At 59.8% G+C, this 14,567-nt stretch carries 16 protein-coding genes; 4 read left to right on the top strand and 12 right to left on the bottom strand.

From position 1 onward, the window contains the following. Positions 1-270: 270 nt before the first annotated feature. Positions 271-948, top strand: coding sequence for a hypothetical protein (locus tag EGN72_RS06890; RefSeq protein WP_127045922.1), 678 nt, complete (start codon positions 271-273; stop codon positions 946-948). Between the two features lie 68 nt (positions 949-1,016). Next, on the top strand, positions 1,017-1,337 hold the full coding sequence (locus tag EGN72_RS06885) for a hypothetical protein (RefSeq protein ID WP_158623155.1): 321 nt from the start codon (positions 1,017-1,019) through the stop codon (positions 1,335-1,337). A gap of 34 nt (positions 1,338-1,371) precedes the next feature. Here the strand turns inward: EGN72_RS06885 and EGN72_RS06880 are convergent, their stop codons facing one another. The 6 genes from EGN72_RS06880 to EGN72_RS06855 form a co-directional block, all read right to left on the bottom strand. After that, on the bottom strand, positions 1,372-2,472 hold the full coding sequence (locus tag EGN72_RS06880; protein WP_127045920.1) for a zinc ribbon domain-containing protein: 1,101 nt from the start codon (positions 2,470-2,472) through the stop codon (positions 1,372-1,374). 12 nt (positions 2,473-2,484) lie between these two features. Further along, on the bottom strand, positions 2,485-3,597 hold the full coding sequence (locus EGN72_RS06875; RefSeq protein ID WP_127045919.1) for an SPFH domain-containing protein: 1,113 nt from the start codon (positions 3,595-3,597) through the stop codon (positions 2,485-2,487). 10 nt (positions 3,598-3,607) lie between these two features. Continuing rightward, positions 3,608-4,573 (bottom strand): DUF2927 domain-containing protein, encoded by a 966-nt coding sequence (locus tag EGN72_RS06870; protein WP_127045918.1) that lies wholly within the window; start codon positions 4,571-4,573, stop codon positions 3,608-3,610. Between the two features lie 23 nt (positions 4,574-4,596). Continuing rightward, entirely contained in the window at positions 4,597-5,781 is a 1,185-nt protein-coding gene (locus tag EGN72_RS06865; protein WP_127045917.1) for a toxic anion resistance protein, read from the bottom strand. 33 nt (positions 5,782-5,814) lie between these two features. Continuing rightward, the gene (locus EGN72_RS06860; protein WP_127045916.1) at positions 5,815-6,714 is read right to left on the bottom strand and encodes a 5-bromo-4-chloroindolyl phosphate hydrolysis family protein; all 900 of its coding nucleotides are present in this window, start codon (positions 6,712-6,714) and stop codon (positions 5,815-5,817) included. 207 nt (positions 6,715-6,921) lie between these two features. Then, positions 6,922-7,977: a pseudouridine synthase gene (locus EGN72_RS06855; RefSeq protein ID WP_127045915.1), complete on the bottom strand. Its 1,056-nt coding sequence runs from the start codon at positions 7,975-7,977 to the stop codon at positions 6,922-6,924. A 147-nt stretch (positions 7,978-8,124) separates the two neighbouring features. Between EGN72_RS06855 and EGN72_RS06850 the strand changes: the two genes are divergently transcribed. Next, a complete protein-coding gene (locus EGN72_RS06850; protein ID WP_127045985.1) occupies positions 8,125-8,577 on the top strand; it encodes a nucleoside deaminase in 453 nt (150 codons plus the stop codon). A 25-nt stretch (positions 8,578-8,602) separates the two neighbouring features. On the opposite strand, the gene EGN72_RS06845 is transcribed toward EGN72_RS06850, so the two are convergent. The 3 genes from EGN72_RS06845 to EGN72_RS06835 form a co-directional block, all read right to left on the bottom strand. Further along, entirely contained in the window at positions 8,603-9,046 is a 444-nt protein-coding gene (locus tag EGN72_RS06845) for a GNAT family N-acetyltransferase (RefSeq protein WP_127045914.1), read from the bottom strand. Between the two features lie 34 nt (positions 9,047-9,080). Continuing rightward, positions 9,081-9,785, bottom strand: coding sequence for a metal-dependent hydrolase (locus tag EGN72_RS06840; protein WP_127045913.1), 705 nt, complete (start codon positions 9,783-9,785; stop codon positions 9,081-9,083). 105 nt (positions 9,786-9,890) lie between these two features. Next, positions 9,891-10,802: a pirin family protein gene (locus EGN72_RS06835; protein ID WP_127045912.1), complete on the bottom strand. Its 912-nt coding sequence runs from the start codon at positions 10,800-10,802 to the stop codon at positions 9,891-9,893. 173 nt (positions 10,803-10,975) lie between these two features. On the opposite strand from EGN72_RS06835, the gene EGN72_RS06830 reads away from it, so the two are divergent. Further along, positions 10,976-11,479, top strand: a complete 504-nt coding sequence (locus EGN72_RS06830) for a hypothetical protein (RefSeq protein ID WP_127045911.1) — start codon at positions 10,976-10,978, stop codon at positions 11,477-11,479. Between the two features lie 88 nt (positions 11,480-11,567). Here the strand turns inward: EGN72_RS06830 and EGN72_RS06825 are convergent, their stop codons facing one another. The 3 genes from EGN72_RS06825 to EGN72_RS06815 are packed head-to-tail and all read right to left on the bottom strand — an operon-like array spanning position 11,568 to position 14,268. Next, a complete protein-coding gene (locus tag EGN72_RS06825) occupies positions 11,568-12,140 on the bottom strand; it encodes a TadE/TadG family type IV pilus assembly protein (RefSeq protein WP_233587059.1) in 573 nt (190 codons plus the stop codon). Next, complete coding sequence (locus EGN72_RS06820; protein ID WP_233587058.1) at positions 12,137-12,727, bottom strand: TadE/TadG family type IV pilus assembly protein; 591 nt, start codon at positions 12,725-12,727, stop codon at positions 12,137-12,139. The genes EGN72_RS06825 and EGN72_RS06820 overlap by 4 nt, the downstream gene beginning before the upstream one ends. Continuing rightward, positions 12,724-14,268: a Tad domain-containing protein gene (locus EGN72_RS06815; RefSeq protein WP_158623154.1), complete on the bottom strand. Its 1,545-nt coding sequence runs from the start codon at positions 14,266-14,268 to the stop codon at positions 12,724-12,726. Before EGN72_RS06815 ends, EGN72_RS06820 begins: the two co-directional genes overlap by 4 nt. Between the last annotated feature and the right edge of the window lie 299 nt (positions 14,269-14,567).

Raw genomic sequence — 14,567 nt, 5'->3', positions numbered from 1 at the left:
AATGCTTTGAAACTATGTGATTTTTGCATTTTTGTTTAGGAGATATCAATCTTTGCCCTTCAAAGGCCGCGCGCGGCAGGTTCTGCGGCGGGCGACATGGCGGCCGATCACATTCAGGTCACCGCAACAGGGGCGCTGCATTTTGGGTTGAAAAACGCAATCATCTGGGCAACCTTGGAAAACAGGTGAATTACAACCTCAAGGCTTTCAGGCCTGATCCAATTTCGGGTCTTGATTTTACAGTTTTTCGTGTAGCAAAGGGGCATTTTGATGGCCGACCCGAAACCAAAAGCGCCGGCAAAACTTGAGTATTCCAAAAAAACCAAACGGATGGATTTTGAGGTGAACGGCAAGACCCAAGTTATTTGGGTGCGGCAATACTGGGAATATTCTTACACAACCAAAGGCGGTGCTACCAAATGGACCAGCGGTGAAAAGAAGAAATTTCATCAAGCGCTGGAAAAAGTGATCCGTAAGGCATGGAACGGAAAATTTGTTCTGACGGTGACCGGCAAGTCGGAGTTTGCGACGTATTTCAAGGGAAAGACCTTTGATGTGATGTTCGATGTCAATCCGAAAACCAGTGGTGCCCATTGGAAGGTCAAGGCCATCAAAGTTCCGAAAGGTGATTTCAGCGTGAGTTCCGTGAATTGGAACGCGATGGAGATGACGTTAGATACAGAAGACACGGTTGAGGTCGACAAAGGCGCTGGCGGCGGGGCAAAACAGTCTGGGGCTGCGCATGAATTCGGGCATGCTATTGGCAATACAACGAAAGTTAAGGGTGGCCATGGTGACGAATATTCCAGCAGCAGCGCCTATAAGGCACATAAGAAATCCATCATGCACTCTGGTATGCAAGTCAAGAAACGCCACGCGGATTATTTGGTGAGTGAATTGAACAAATTGATCCCGGACACCACCTTTGCCGTTAAGAGTGTAAAATGATCTGGGCACGCCCCCTTTGGATTTTTGGAATAACTGTCGCCTTGGCGATTGGCTTTGCCATTGCGACCATGGCCCAGAATGGAGATGTTGAAATGTCGGAAGAACAGGTTGCAGAAGAACTTGTTGGCAAGGACTATGCAGCGGCGGTTTCAAAGCTGGGAACGCCGATCAAGGAAGACCGCTTTGAGTTGAGCATGACCGTCCATGAATTCCGGGTGGAGTTGTTGAACATCTTTGACGCGGCCACAATCAAGGCGCACCCGCCGCAGATACGCGAAGTGACATGGTCGCTGTCAAAAGACCAGAACCTGACGCTATGGTTCAAGCAAGACAAGGATGACTGGCAAGCCGTTCACCACTTTTTCTGGCACCCAGACGCCGAGTTTTGAGGCGGGCTTTGGCCGGGGGTGATGGCTCGCGTTATTATTGGTTGAAATAGACCACCGCGCCAATCACGATAGCAGCGGCCAGCACCGCAAAAGCGATCTTCCACGCCGAATAAGGGCGTTCGCCTTGCACCTTGCCGGTTTGGCCGTTCACCACGAAACGATAGGTTTTGCCGTTGTATTTATAGGCCGCCATCCAGATGGGCAGCAAAATATGTTTGAACGTCTCGGCGCTGTAATCGGTGTCGATATGGCTTATGCGTTGTTCATCGCCGCCGATATCGCGGGCGACATCCTGGGCGATCACCTGCGCCATTTTCTGATGCGCCAGCGCGTTGCCATCGGCAAGGCTGACGGTATAGCCCTCGGCGATGAAGCCTGCGAGGTAGTCGGGGCGATACGGCGTCAGCCCGGTCATATCCCAGGGTTGCAGCCCTTCGGTATAGTGGCGCGGCAGGCTTTGCGAGGCGAGCACCAGCACATCATCAAAGGCGCGGGCCACGCGGCCCGAGACTGATTGCCAGCGGGTTTTGCGCACCTGCTCCTGCCGTTGCTGGCGTTTGCCGTTTACCTCTACCATGACGGTGCGGGTTTCATAGTAATAGGTCCCGCGTTGCCCGGAATAGGCCGAGCGGGTGGCGGCATCGAAGGTCCAATGCGGAACATAGAGGCCCGACAGCGCGCGGCCTTTGCGTGCGTATTCCACAAGGCCATTGGGCGCGAACCACAGCCGCCCCAGCCATTTCGCCATCGCGGCGCGGGCGCTGCGTTCGTCCAGTTGGAAAGGCACCAGCGCCTGTGGTTTGATCTGGCGGTTGGTGCCGGTGCCGATGACAACCGGGGTTGCACAAAACGGACATTGCGCCGCATGTTCAGCGCCTGAAAACTCGACCAATGCACCACAATTCGGACATGGCGTGGTTTGCGGTGTTTCCATCGCCGCTTGCGGCAGGTCATCGCGCAACCCGCGCGCAAGATCATGTTCCCCCATCGCGCGGGAGGTTTCGACCCGCATCGCCTTGGGGATGGCCTGCACATTGCCGCAATGGTCGCAGACGAGTTCCGTCTGCCCCGGCGCAAAGCGCAGGTCTGCCCCGCAGCTATCGCAGGGCCAGCGATGGGTTTGGTCGTCTGTCACCTTGGCCCCCGGTCAGGCGCCGGGGGGCGGTGGCGGGGCCACGGTGAACAATTGCGCCAGTTCGGCAATCTCGCCCGCGGGTTTCCAGCCGTCTTGCCCGGCGGTCCAGACCAACGTTTCGCGGGCGAATGCGCCTTCGGTGATCATGCGGCCAAGGTGGCTGCGCGAAAACGGCCCATGGGTCGCGCCATCCTTGGCGGTATGCCACAGCTTTTCGGGTGCGGGGGGCGGCGGCGGGGGTGGGGCCATTTGCGGCGCGCTTGCTGCGGCGGGGGCGGCCCCCCATGGCCCCATGTTTTGCGCCATACCCATGCCGATGCCTGCCCCCATGCCTGCGCCCATCGCGGCCCCAGCGGCCGAATTGGCTTGCGCCATGCCTTCGGCGGCGTTGAATTGCATATAGCGGTTCAGATCGCCCACGATCCCCATTGAGGTGCGCTTGTCCAATGCCGCCTCTACCGCTTCGGGCAGTGAGATGTTTTCGATATAGAGTTCGGGCAGCGACAGCCCATATTCCGCGATTTTCGGGTTGATCGCGGTGGCCACCAGCTTGCCCAGATCGGCGGTATTGGCCGCCATATCCAGCACCGGAATGTTTGAGGCCGCCAGCGCGCGGCTCATCTCTTGCAAGATCACGTTGCGGATCTGGAAGCTGATTTCATCGGCAGTGAATTCGCCGTCCGTGCCGACGATTTCGGACATGAAGCGGGCCGGATCGGTGACGCGCATGGAATAGGTGCCAAATGCGCGCAGGCGCACGGGGCCGAATTCCGGGTCACGCGTCATGATCGGGTTTTTGGTGCCCCATTTCAGATCGTTGAAGCGGGTGGTGTTGATGAAATAAATCTCGGATTTAAACGGGCTTTGGAACCCGTGGTCCCAATGTTGCAGCGCCGTCATGATCGGCATGTTGTTGGTTTCCAACATGTAAAGCCCCGGCCCAAACACATCGGCGATCTGGCCTTCATGCACGAACACCGCCGCTTGGCCTTCGCGCACGGTCAGCTTGGCGCCGTATTTGATTTCGTGGCCCTGCCGTTCAAAGCGCCAGACCATGGTGTCGCGGGTGTCATCGGTCCAGTGGATGACGTCGATGAATTGGCCTTTGAGGAAGTCGAAAACCATGTCTTGGCTCCTAGCTGTCACCGCCGACGAGATCTTCGGCGAGTTGGTCGATGATGGGGCGGGCTTCGGCGGCGGTCATGCCGGGCTGCAAACGCTTGTCGTAAAGCATGCGCAGCATCAGCTCATCCATCGGGGTGAGGGTGGCAAATTCCTGATCGTCGTTAAAGATCGAAGGCCGCGCGGCGGGGCTGTCATTGGGCAGGCCAAGGCCTTGGGCAATCTCTTCGTGCAGACAAGACAAGTGCAACAGATCGGGATGTTCGGCGCGGATCACGGCAAAGGCGCGTTCGATCAGGTTGCTGCCTTCGTTCAACGAATAGGTCACCTGACAATAGGTGCTTTCCGGCATGTTGATGATCGACCGCAGTTCCGCCTCGCCGATGCCGGGGTCTGCGCGGCGCACGGTGGGGCCGATGGACTTTAGCTCATCCGTGCTAAGGATTTGCAGGTGGAAATTGATGTTGCTGTCGACCAATTGGATCGGGTGCCCGGTGATCCGCGACAGACGCGCCAGAAACGACCGCACCCGCGCCGTTTCCGTGCCGCGTTTGGACTGCGGGACCGAATTGCCAAAGGCAAGGCCCACGCGCACGGGTTTGCCCCAGCGGCGCAGGCGCTTTTCGGTTTCGCGCGCGACGAGCGTGCCGGAGGAGCTGTCAAACTCATCAAAAAACGCGATGCGGGTGAAATTGGCCGAAAGCATCCAAGCCGAGAAGGGCGCATCCTTGGCCCCGGTGTCGGTGCGCATCAAGCCGCGCGACAAGAGTTCCGCCTGCACGCCTGCGTAATAGGTGCGCAACGCCATGCTGGCGGGCGAGGGGGGGGCCACTTTCGGCTGTTCGATCCGGGGCGGCGGCGGCTGGGTGGCGCGGCCCACAACGGCGGGCGCGGTGACACAGCCCGCCAGAAAGGCGGCAGAGGCGACCGGGAGGGCCGCCCCTTTCAAGGTTTTCGCAAGGCTGCGCAGGGTTGCCATGATGGCGGATATTCCCTTTCGGTTCAGGCTTTGACGCCGACAGTATCGCCCAGACCATCCTTGCGCGCACGGGCCGAGGCCAGCGTGTCGCGCAATTCATGTTCCATCTTGACCAGTTCTTCTTCGGCGGCGGCACGTTTGGCCTTGCCTTCATCGGCAATCGCAAGGCTTTCGTTGATCGTGGCGATCAGCGTGGCATTGGCCTTTTTCACTGCCTCGATATCAAACACACCGCGTTCCATTTCGGTGCGCACGATCCGGTTGGTGGCTTGCAGGTTTTCGGCATTCGATGTCAGCAATTCATTCGTCAGGTCATTCGCCGCGCGGATGCTTTCCGCCGCCTCACGCGACCGCTGGATCGTCACGGCTTGGGCCAGTTGGGTTTCCCACAGCGGCACGGTGTTGACGAGGGTGGAGTTGATCTTGGTCACCAGCGACTTGTCATTTTCCTGCACAAGGCGGATGGAGGGCAAGGATTGCATGGTCACTTGGCGCGTCAGCTTCAGGTCATGCACCCGGCGTTCCAGATCGTCGCGGGCGGCGCGCAGATCGCGCAATTCCTGCGCTTTCATCACTTGCTTTTCTTCGGCTGCGGCCTTCACCTCGGCTTCTTTAGCCGGAATGTCGGTGGCGTCGAGGTCTTTCAGCTTGGCCTCACCCGCCGCGATGTAAAGCGCCAGTTCATCATAAAAGCTGAGCGTTTTATCATAGAGGATATCCAGCGATTTGATATCCTTCAAAAGCGCGTGCTCATGGCCCAGCAGGGTTTCGGTGATCTTGTCGATCTGGCCTTGAACATCCTCGAACCGGGCGACGAAATTGGCAAAGGGTGCTGCGCGGCCCAGCAATTTTTCCCACCATGTCCGCTTGCGCCGCACATCGAGTTCCGAAACCGAAAAGCCGCGAATGGTGCTGACCATGGAGCGCAGGCTGTCACCCGCCGGGCCGACATCCTTGTTCTTCACATCGGCAAGCATTTCCTGGCTGATGACCTGCAATTCCGCCTGCGCCGAAGACCCGAAAGAGATGATGGATTGCGTATTGCCCATATCAATTTCCGCCATCCGTTTCTGGATTTCGGCGGCTTGGGGGGCGGGGGCTGCCTCCAGCGTGATCAACTCGCGCCCCGGTTCGGGCAGCACGACAGCGGTAACACGTTCAACTTCGGCCAAGGTGGCGGCGGCTTTTTGTTGGATAGTTTCGGCCATATTCATACTCACTTTTATCGCGCGGGGCGCAGATTAACGGTTTTCAAACGCCAAGCGTTCCCGAAGGACTTCGATTTCGACGTTCAGATCGGTGTGATTATCGGACAAAAGGGCGGTGGTGCGGCTGGCGAAATTGGTTTCCAGATCGGTCAGCAGCGCCTCATACTCGGCGCGGATGGCGGCGTCGCGGTTCTGGGCATAGAGATCGACAAATTTCACGGTCGCATCGCGCGCGCCTTGCAAATAGACGCCCAGATATTTGCGCGCGGCGGTCAGGTCGCGCGGGTCGCCCTCGACCGTGCGAAACAGCGTGCGGGCGGTATCGGCAAAGCGGTCGACGCGGCCTTCAAGCTGGCGATCCCGGGCGCGCAAGATGGCGTCTTTCATCGCGGTCAGATGCGCCTCGGCGGTATCAATGGCCTTGGCCACGCGGTCGGTTTGAAAGCTGTCGATGCCTTCGGCGCCTTTGTCGGACATCGGGTCAAAGCCAAAAGCCCCCAGATGCAGAAAGGCGCCAAGGCTGGCGATCGCGGTGGCAATGAGCGTGCCTTGCCCGCCCAAAAGCGTGCCAAGCCCCAGCGCTGTCCCGATCAGCACCGCCGCTACCAATTTGCGCGGCAGGGCAGGGCGGCGGGCGACGCGGCGGGCCTCATAGGCTTCTTGCGCGAAAAGCCCCTCGCGGGTGAGCCATGCACCCAGAAGCATCAGCCCGGCGGCGATCATCCACAGGATCAGGGTGGCGGGCGTGCCCTGAAACGCGTTCCAGATAAAGGGAAGCGGCAACACGAACAGCAGGTTGGATTTGAACCCCGCTTTGGTGCGGCGCTTGCCGTCAAACGGGTTGCCCGATGCGGGCAGGCTGCCGCGCGGGGTGTTTGGCCCGCCTGCCGCATTGCCTGTCGGGCTGAATTTGCCGCCGAACCGCTGCGCCATCAGATCGCCCCCAATCCGGTTACATAAAAGGTCAGCGCCAGCAAAAGGCAGAAAGAAATCGTTTTCAAGCTGTTCGATGTCATCTGTCGCCCCCGTTCCGGCAAGCCCCGCACTTGGCCCTTTTTCCGGGCCGGGCCTGTCTGTATGGCTTAACTATAGGCAGCGCGCCCCCCGCATACCAGTGCGATAAGCGGGGAAAGCGCGGCTTTATTCCCCCTTTGGGCGGCGGTTTGCCGGTTTGGCAGGCGCTTTGCCACGCGCGGGTGCTGCGGGGGCAGCATTGCGCGGGGCTGCGGCTTTGGTGCTGCTTTTGGCCCAGGATTTTGCCGTGGGCTTGCCGGTTTGCGCAGGCGTGGCGCGGGCTGCGGCCGGGGTTTTCTGGCCCTTATGCGGGGCGGGGTTGGCCGGGGCTGCTGCACCGCGCGGGGCGGGTTTGGCCCCCGGTTTCACGATGCGCGGGCCTTTGGCGCGGGGTTTGGGCGCCACCGCATCTTCGGGCGTTTCGCGCTGGCCCAATTGGTCGCGCAACACGCGGCCTTTCACCTCTGTCACCTCGCCGGGGCGCAATTCGCCCAAGCGAAACGGGCCATAGCTGACCCGGATCAAGCGGTTCACGGTCAGGTTGATCGCGGCCATGGCGCGGCGGATTTCGCGGTTCTTGCCTTCGCGCAGACCCACCGTCAGCCATGCGTTCGCGCCTTGGATACGGTCAAGGATGACGATCATCGGTTGGAACTTTTCACCTTCCACGGTGATGCCACGGCGCAGGGGTTCCAGATCGGGATCGGTTGGGTTGCCATTGACGCGCACCCGGTATTTGCGCAGCCATCCGGTGGAGGGCAGTTCCAACTGGCGTTTGAGGCCGCCGTCATTGGTCAGAAGCAGCAGGCCCTCGGAATTGAGGTCAAGCCGCCCGACCGACATCACGCGCGGCAGATCTTCGGGGAGGTGGTCGAAAATGGTGTCGCGGCCTTTTTCGTCATTGTTGGAGGTCACCAGCCCATCGGGTTTGTAATACAGCCAAAGCCGCGCGGGTTCAGGCTGGCCCACGGTTTCGCCATCAACGGTGATGCGGTCGCGCGGGGTGACGTTCAGGGCGGGGCTGTCGATCACATTGCCATTCACGGCAACCTGGCCGAGTTCGATCATCCGTTCGGCTTCGCGCCGCGAGGCGACGCCTGCGCGCGACAGGACTTTGGCGATACGCTCGCCCTCTGGTGTTTTGGCGGGGGGCGTGGCGGGTGTTTCGGGGGTTTTTGGCATATGGTTCGGCCTTTTCTGGCGACGTCGTCGCGACGTGGCAAAGCGCCGGGGGCTGTCTGCCCCCGGGCCCCCGAAGGTATTTGGTCCAAGATGAAGGAGCAAGGGGGGATTGATATTTCTTTGGGGCTGGGGCAAGCGGTTTGGATGATTGGCTTTACCTCATATATGGAGATCGCGCTGGAGGAGGCGCGGGCGGCAGGCGCGCGGGGCGAGGTGCCTGTGGGGGCTGTGCTGGTTGGCCCTTCGGGCGTCGTGGCGCGGGCCGGGAACCGGGTGCGGGAATTGCACGACCCCACGGCCCATGCCGAAGTTCTGGTGATCCGCGAGGGGTGCCGTCTGATCGGGGCGGAGCGGGTGCCGGGCCATGATCTCTATGTCACGCTGGAGCCTTGCCCGATGTGTGCGGCTGCGATTTCAGGGGCGCGGATTGCGCGGCTGTATTACGGCGCCGCTGACCCGAAATCGGGTGGGGTTGAAGTGGGGGCCAAGGTGTTTTCGCATCCGCAATGCCACCATGTGCCAGAAATCTACGATGGGATCGGCGCAGAACCCGCCAGCGCCTTGTTGCGCGCCTTTTTCGCAGAGCGGCGCGGCGGGTAGCGTTTTCCGGGCTTATGGCGCGCGGCTAGAGCGGCATGGCAAAGCGCGGTGTATTGGCGCGGCGCGCAAAGCCTTGATGCAGGTAATAGGTTTCTGCCGCCGCATTGTCAGGATGGGTGCCCACGGTCAGATAGTTGCAGCCTTGGGCGCGGGCATGGCTTTGGGCCGCCGCGATCAAGGCGCGCCCCGCCCCGGTTTGGCGATAAGCCGGCCAGACAAAGAGGTGGTGCAGATCCATGCCGCGTGTGCCAAATTGCACTTGGGCAAGGCGCAGCAGCATCGCATAGCCGATCACCTGGCCCTGCTGTTCCGCGACCAAGGCCTGCATCCATGGCCCCTGTTCAAACAGGTCGCGGGCCAGGGTTTCGGCGCTGGCGGTGCAAGGGTCATCGTGATGGGCGGCAAGCCGGCACACACCCTCCAGCAGGTGCGGGATATCGGTGGGCTGGGCGGGGCGTGTGGTGATCATGCAAAATCCTTTTGCGGCGGCGCGCGCTTTTATGTCATGCCAACGGCGCAAAGGGCAGGGCTTGCATCACCTGCGGTTCAATGACCTGAACGCCCGGCAATCCGTCCATCAACGCCTGTGCCGATTGTTCCAGAATGGGGAAGGTGCGGTAGTGACAGGGGATCACGGTTTTGAAGTTGAAGTAGCGTTTGGCGGCATAGGCGGCGCGTTTCATATCCATCGTGTAATGCCCGCCCGCGCAAAGGATGCCGATATCGGGTTTGTGGTAATCGCCCATCCAATCCATATCGGCCATGATATCCGTATCGCCCGAGACATAGATCACATGGCCTTCGCCCGCGATCATGAACCCGGCTTCGGAGCCTGCCACGCTTGGCGCGCCGCCTTTGAAATCAATCGAGGAAGAATGTGACGCGTTGACCATCGTCACCGCAGCCCCGGCCAGATCAAGCGTGCCGCCTTTGCCAAAGCCGAGTGTCGTGGCCCCTTCGCCTGCCAGAATTTCAGACAGTTCGTGGATGCAGGCAATCGGGATCGCAGCGTTGCGGGCGATGCTGAGCGCATTGGCGGCGTGATCGCCATGGCCATGGGTCAGCAGGATATGGGTCGCCCCTTGGGTTGCGGCCTCTGTCTGCGCCTCGGGGAACATCGGGTTGCCCTTCAGCCACGGGTCAACCAGCAGAACGGCGTTTTCAACCTCGATACGAAAGCCGGAATGGCCGAGCCATGTGATCTTCATTGCACCCTCTCCCTGTTTGGTCGGGGGAGTTTGGCTTTGCGCTGCGTCTGGCGCAAGCCCTGTCGCGGCCCCGGATATCAAACGGCAATCGGGGCCGCGGGCCGGTCAATGCGCGGGTTTGATGAAGGTGTTGTTGCGCAGGTCGCTGATGGCTTGGCGAATTTCGGCATCCGTGTTCATCACGATGGGGCCGTGCCACGCCACCGGTTCGCGGATCGGCGCGCCGGAGATCAGCAAGAACCGCAGGCCGTGATCGCCGGCTTGCACCGTCACCTCATCCCCGGTTCCAAATTGCACCAAGGTCCGATCCCCCGACATATCGCGGATGTTCACCTCTTGCCCGCGCAGTTCCTTTTCCAGCAGCACGCCACGGGGGCGGCTGGCATCGCGGAAATTGCCTTTGCCTTCGAACACATAGGCGAAGGCGGATTTATGGGTGTCGACCTTGAAGGTCTTTTTCACCCCGGCGGGCACCGAGATATCAAGATATTGCGGATCGGCGGCAATGCCATCGACGGGGCCGGTTTTGCCCCAGAATTTGCCCACGATCACCCGCACCACGGTGCCATCATCATCGGTGATTTCGGGAATGTCACGGCTGGCAACATCCTGATAGCGCGGCGCGGTCATCTTCAGATGGCCGGGCAGATTGGCCCAAAGCTGAAAGCCGTGCATCTGGCCCTTTGCGTTTCCCTGCGGCATTTCCTGATGCAAGATGCCCGAGCCTGCGGTCATCCATTGCACATCGCCCGCACCAAGCGCGCCGGTGTTGCCAAGGCTGTCGGCGTGATCGACCGTGCCTGCCAGCACATAGGTGATCGTTTCAATGCCGCGATGCGGGTGCCATGGAAAGCCGCGCATGTAATCGCGCGGGTGGTCGTTGCGGAAATCATCGAACAGCAGAAACGGGTCCATCTGTTCAGGATTGTGAAAGCCGAAAGCGCGGTGCAGGTGCACGCCTGCGCCTTCCATCGTGGGCTGGGCAAGGGTTTCATGCGTTACGGGGCGGATGGACATCGGGGCCTCCTGTGATCTGTGTTGCGTTGAAATTAGGTGCGGGGCCACCGTCCGGCAATGCCGCGCCATGAGAGGGGGCCTGTGCCGCCCTGCACAGAAGGCCGCGTGACAGGCTGGTCCCGCGCGCAGAACCTGCTATAGCGGGAAAAACCGCGACCAAAGGGAAAGATGCAATGAGCGATTTGGAGCATGAGGACGGCGATGCCGAGGCCATTCTGGCGCGGCTGGAGCCATCGCAGCCACGGCGGTTCATGGGCATTGCGTTGCAACTGGCGCTGGGCCTGTTTCTGATCAGCCTTGCGATCAGCTTTCCGCGTGAACAGATGGGCGTTCGGCTGCTGATCTTGGTGCTGGGGGGGCTGATGCTCTATTTCGGCTATCGCATGTGGCAGTTGACTGACGTTGCGCTGATCCTGACGAAAACCGAATTGCGCGACAGCCGGGGGCGGTTGCTGGCAAAGATCGACAATGTGCGCGAAGTGTCGCGCGGGGCCTTTGCGTTGAAACCATCGCACGGGTTTTCGCTGGTGCTGCATCGGGGGGATCGGCGGGCTTGGGTGCCGGGCATCTGGTGGCGGCTGGGCACGCGGGTCGGCATTGGCGGCATCACGCCTTCGCAGCCAGCGCGATACATGGCGGAAATGATTGCGGCGATGATCGCGCGACCCGTGGAATAACCAAGCGGCAGGGCGGGGCACGCCTAGCCCATTGCGCAAAGCAAAACGCCCGGCAGGACGCCGGGCGTTTTGCTTTTTTTGCGCAGGATCAGCAGGTGACGTTCTTGTAGCAGATTTTCGGCAGGAAGCGTGGGCGCGTTACAACGAATTGTTCAATCGTTGTCGGCTGCAAGCCAAAGGACATCGGCGGCGTATAGGGCACCCGCGTTTCCACCAGCACGGCACTGTCGCCATCCGCCATGATCGGCAGACGATCAGACAGGTTTGCCAATGTCGCAGTGGTCAGGCGCGTCATGCCACTGCCGGGCGAGCGCGAAAAGATCACCTCAAAGCGGTTGCGGCTCTGGCTCCAGGTGTAGGAGGTGACGCGGATATCCCCTGCCTGATCGGAATCAAGCAGGTAGTTCATCGTCGAGCGCAGGCCCGCGATATAGGTATCGTTTACCTCTGCCTGAGTGCGCGACAACAAGTCAGAGATGGTATAGGCCGCCTTTTGCACCGTGTTGATGGTGCGGTAGGCATCCCAATAGGCGAACAGCGCGGCATAGGCCCAGATGAACATGGGAAGAACCATAATCGCATCGACAATCATGGTGCCCTTTTCGTCGCGGGCAAAGCGGCGCAACTTACGTGTCAGGAAAGACATTTCAAGGTTCCTCATGGTTCATTGACGAAGGCGGATGTAGCAACCAGCCCATAGCCGCCGGCCCCGTCCTTGGGCAGTTTCAGGCCGATACCCGTGGTCGGGAACATGGCATCTTGCACCACGCAGACGCGCACCAGCATCACCTCATGCGCATTGCCGGGGTTGAAGGTGGTCACGGGTTCCACGTTGTGGTCACGGTCCACGCAGCCGGTGGACGCGCTGGGCAGGTTCCAACTGGCGGTGGAGATTGGCGTCAACTCGATGGCGATGTTGGATTCGCAATTCTTCATGATGATGGTGCGACCGCAGATTTCCTGCTTCAACAGGGCCGAGGTCGGGCTGGGGTATTGCCCGAGGCGCAGGTTGCGCATGACCAGATCGACCGATTGTTCCAGCAAGATAAAGCGTGTCATCAACATGCCCGATTCAATCGAGGCCATGAAGATCGCCATGATCACCGGAATACAGATCACGAAGTCAAGCGAGGCTGTTCCGTTTTCGGCCTTGGCCCAGCGGTTGACCTGATGGCGGAACCGGGCAAGCAGGCCTGGCTTTGGGGCGCGGGCTGCGTCTGGCGCAGAGGGGGGGCTGAACATCTTCATTGTGTCAACTTCAACTGGCTGATGTTATTGGCGATCGACCGGAAAGCCGTAGAGATATCGACACCAGAGACGTCGAAATAATGGCTGGTCGAGGTTGCGCAGTTCCGGATCTGGGTCTGGCCATCGTAGGGTGCTTCGAACGCGATCCCATAGACGATGACACCTTTGTTTTTGGCCAGATTGCAGACGTCTTGCAAACGGTTGTCCATTTCATTGGTCGGCGTCTGGCTGCGGAAGGCGTTCATCATCGTGTTATACTGGCTGCTGCCAAGCGGACGAGCGTAAAGCTGCCATGCGACCCATTTCATCCGGTAGCTGGCCCAAACATCCGGCCAGGTCAGGCGTTCATAGCCGGCGGACGTGTTGGAATAGGGGGCCAGGTTCCAGCTGTTGTTATCCGGGCGGTAGTAATCGTAGTTGGTGCCCGAACGGTTGTGATAGATCGACACGCGCCCGTCGCCCTTGCTGCGATAGATCGGGCTGTTGCCGGTGCGATAGGCGTCGTTCAACTCTTCGGCGGCGAAATGCTCACCATCGGTCATCAACACGATCACTTTCATCGAGTCCGGGCGGGTGTAATCAAACGGGCGTCCGTTGAACTGGCTGGGCACGATGCCGTCAGAGACCAAGCCGGACACCACCGAAGCCGTATCGGGCGACAACAGGTTCAGGCCCCATTTCATCCCAAGGTCGATCGAGGTCGCGCCAACAGCGCTAAGCCCTTCGATATAGCCTTGCAGCAAGCCGATGTTGTTTTGCAGCGGGCGCACGATGTTGTTCAGGTTCGGCTGGCACCATACGTTCACGTAGTTTGGTGAAACGTAATAGGGGGACTGCGGCGACTGATAGGAACTGCTGGTCGACGCGCTTGAATAGCTGTCAAAAAAGCCTGCCTGTGGACGGGCCGAGTTGCGCGGCACCGATTCCGTATTGAACGTGCTTGTCGGCAAATCCATGCAATAGCTGTTCGGGAAGTTGTGCGTGTAGCTTTGGGTATATTTCGAAAACAAATTCGGCCCAAGGTTCACCTGCCCGTTATAGGGCACCAGCGAAATGGAGATGCGGTCCTCTTCATCGCTGCTCAGCACAGTGTCGACGAATTCCTTGGCTGCGGCTTTGAGGTTGATAATCCGGGAAGGGGTGTTCTGCATGGAGCCGGAAATATCCAGCACCATCGACACTTCGACGTTGGTGATGCGCTGTTCCGCGCCCGAGCCGGTGCCGACTTCGATATCGTCGATACCGATCATATTCATGAAAAAGGGGCTGAGGGTCGAGCTCGCCGCCGCTGTGACCGCACGGAAGTTCAGACCGCTGCTGACATTTACCCAATCAAGGTTGTCGGACAGGCCCGCTTTTGCGAAGTAGTCATTGACCACATCTTCGGGGTCAAGCTCTTGGCTGATCGAGGCGGCGGCCAGAACCGAACGGTCCAGCGTTTGCTGCATATCGGTGCGCCGTTGTTCAAAGCGCATCAGGTCAACCGCAAGGCCGCCCATCATCGCCATCAGCAAAAACAGCATCAGGCTAAGGATCAGCAAGGAGCCATCCTCGCTTTTTGCAAAGAAACCAATATCGATCTTTCGCCCTTTCATATGGCGAACGAGCGTTCCGACGCGCTTCGGCTTAGACTGGCATTTCATCTTCACATCCTCATTTCGGCGCGCCCGGACAGTCCTTGGCCGTTGTCATAACGGACCGGAAGGGTGAATGCCGGACGCAACACACCTTTTCCCAACGTCTAATTGGCCTGTGAGTTGGGGCAAAAATGTGGCGAATTTCGTAGGAAATGCGGGTAAATCGACTGGGGTGGAAACGCTGGCCCGATAGGGGCAAGCAT

Origin of the sequence: Pseudorhodobacter sp. E13, from assembly GCF_003991405.1 — a bacterium.
Classification (GTDB): Bacteria; Pseudomonadota; Alphaproteobacteria; order Rhodobacterales; family Rhodobacteraceae; genus Pseudorhodobacter.
This window is presented reverse-complemented; position numbering and strand designations above follow the sequence as displayed.

Excerpts from the sequence above, each read along its gene's own strand:
- EGN72_RS06890 (WP_127045922.1), top strand. The coding sequence starts at position 271 with ATGGCCGACCCGAAACCAAAAGCGCCGGCAAAACTTGAGTATTCCAAA.
- EGN72_RS06885 (WP_158623155.1), top strand. The coding sequence starts at position 1,017 with ATGGCCCAGAATGGAGATGTTGAAATGTCGGAAGAACAGGTTGCAGAA.
- EGN72_RS06875 (WP_127045919.1), bottom strand. The coding sequence starts at position 3,597 with ATGGTTTTCGACTTCCTCAAAGGCCAATTCATCGACGTCATCCACTGG.
- EGN72_RS06870 (WP_127045918.1), bottom strand. The coding sequence starts at position 4,573 with ATGGCAACCCTGCGCAGCCTTGCGAAAACCTTGAAAGGGGCGGCCCTC.
- EGN72_RS06865 (WP_127045917.1), bottom strand. The coding sequence starts at position 5,781 with ATGGCCGAAACTATCCAACAAAAAGCCGCCGCCACCTTGGCCGAAGTT.
- EGN72_RS06860 (WP_127045916.1), bottom strand. The coding sequence starts at position 6,714 with ATGGCGCAGCGGTTCGGCGGCAAATTCAGCCCGACAGGCAATGCGGCA.
- EGN72_RS06855 (WP_127045915.1), bottom strand. The coding sequence starts at position 7,977 with ATGCCAAAAACCCCCGAAACACCCGCCACGCCCCCCGCCAAAACACCA.
- EGN72_RS06845 (WP_127045914.1), bottom strand. The coding sequence starts at position 9,046 with ATGATCACCACACGCCCCGCCCAGCCCACCGATATCCCGCACCTGCTG.
- EGN72_RS06840 (WP_127045913.1), bottom strand. The coding sequence starts at position 9,785 with ATGAAGATCACATGGCTCGGCCATTCCGGCTTTCGTATCGAGGTTGAA.
- EGN72_RS06835 (WP_127045912.1), bottom strand. The coding sequence starts at position 10,802 with ATGTCCATCCGCCCCGTAACGCATGAAACCCTTGCCCAGCCCACGATG.
- EGN72_RS06830 (WP_127045911.1), top strand. The coding sequence starts at position 10,976 with ATGAGCGATTTGGAGCATGAGGACGGCGATGCCGAGGCCATTCTGGCG.
- EGN72_RS06825 (WP_233587059.1), bottom strand. The coding sequence starts at position 12,140 with ATGAGGAACCTTGAAATGTCTTTCCTGACACGTAAGTTGCGCCGCTTT.
- EGN72_RS06820 (WP_233587058.1), bottom strand. The coding sequence starts at position 12,727 with ATGAAGATGTTCAGCCCCCCCTCTGCGCCAGACGCAGCCCGCGCCCCA.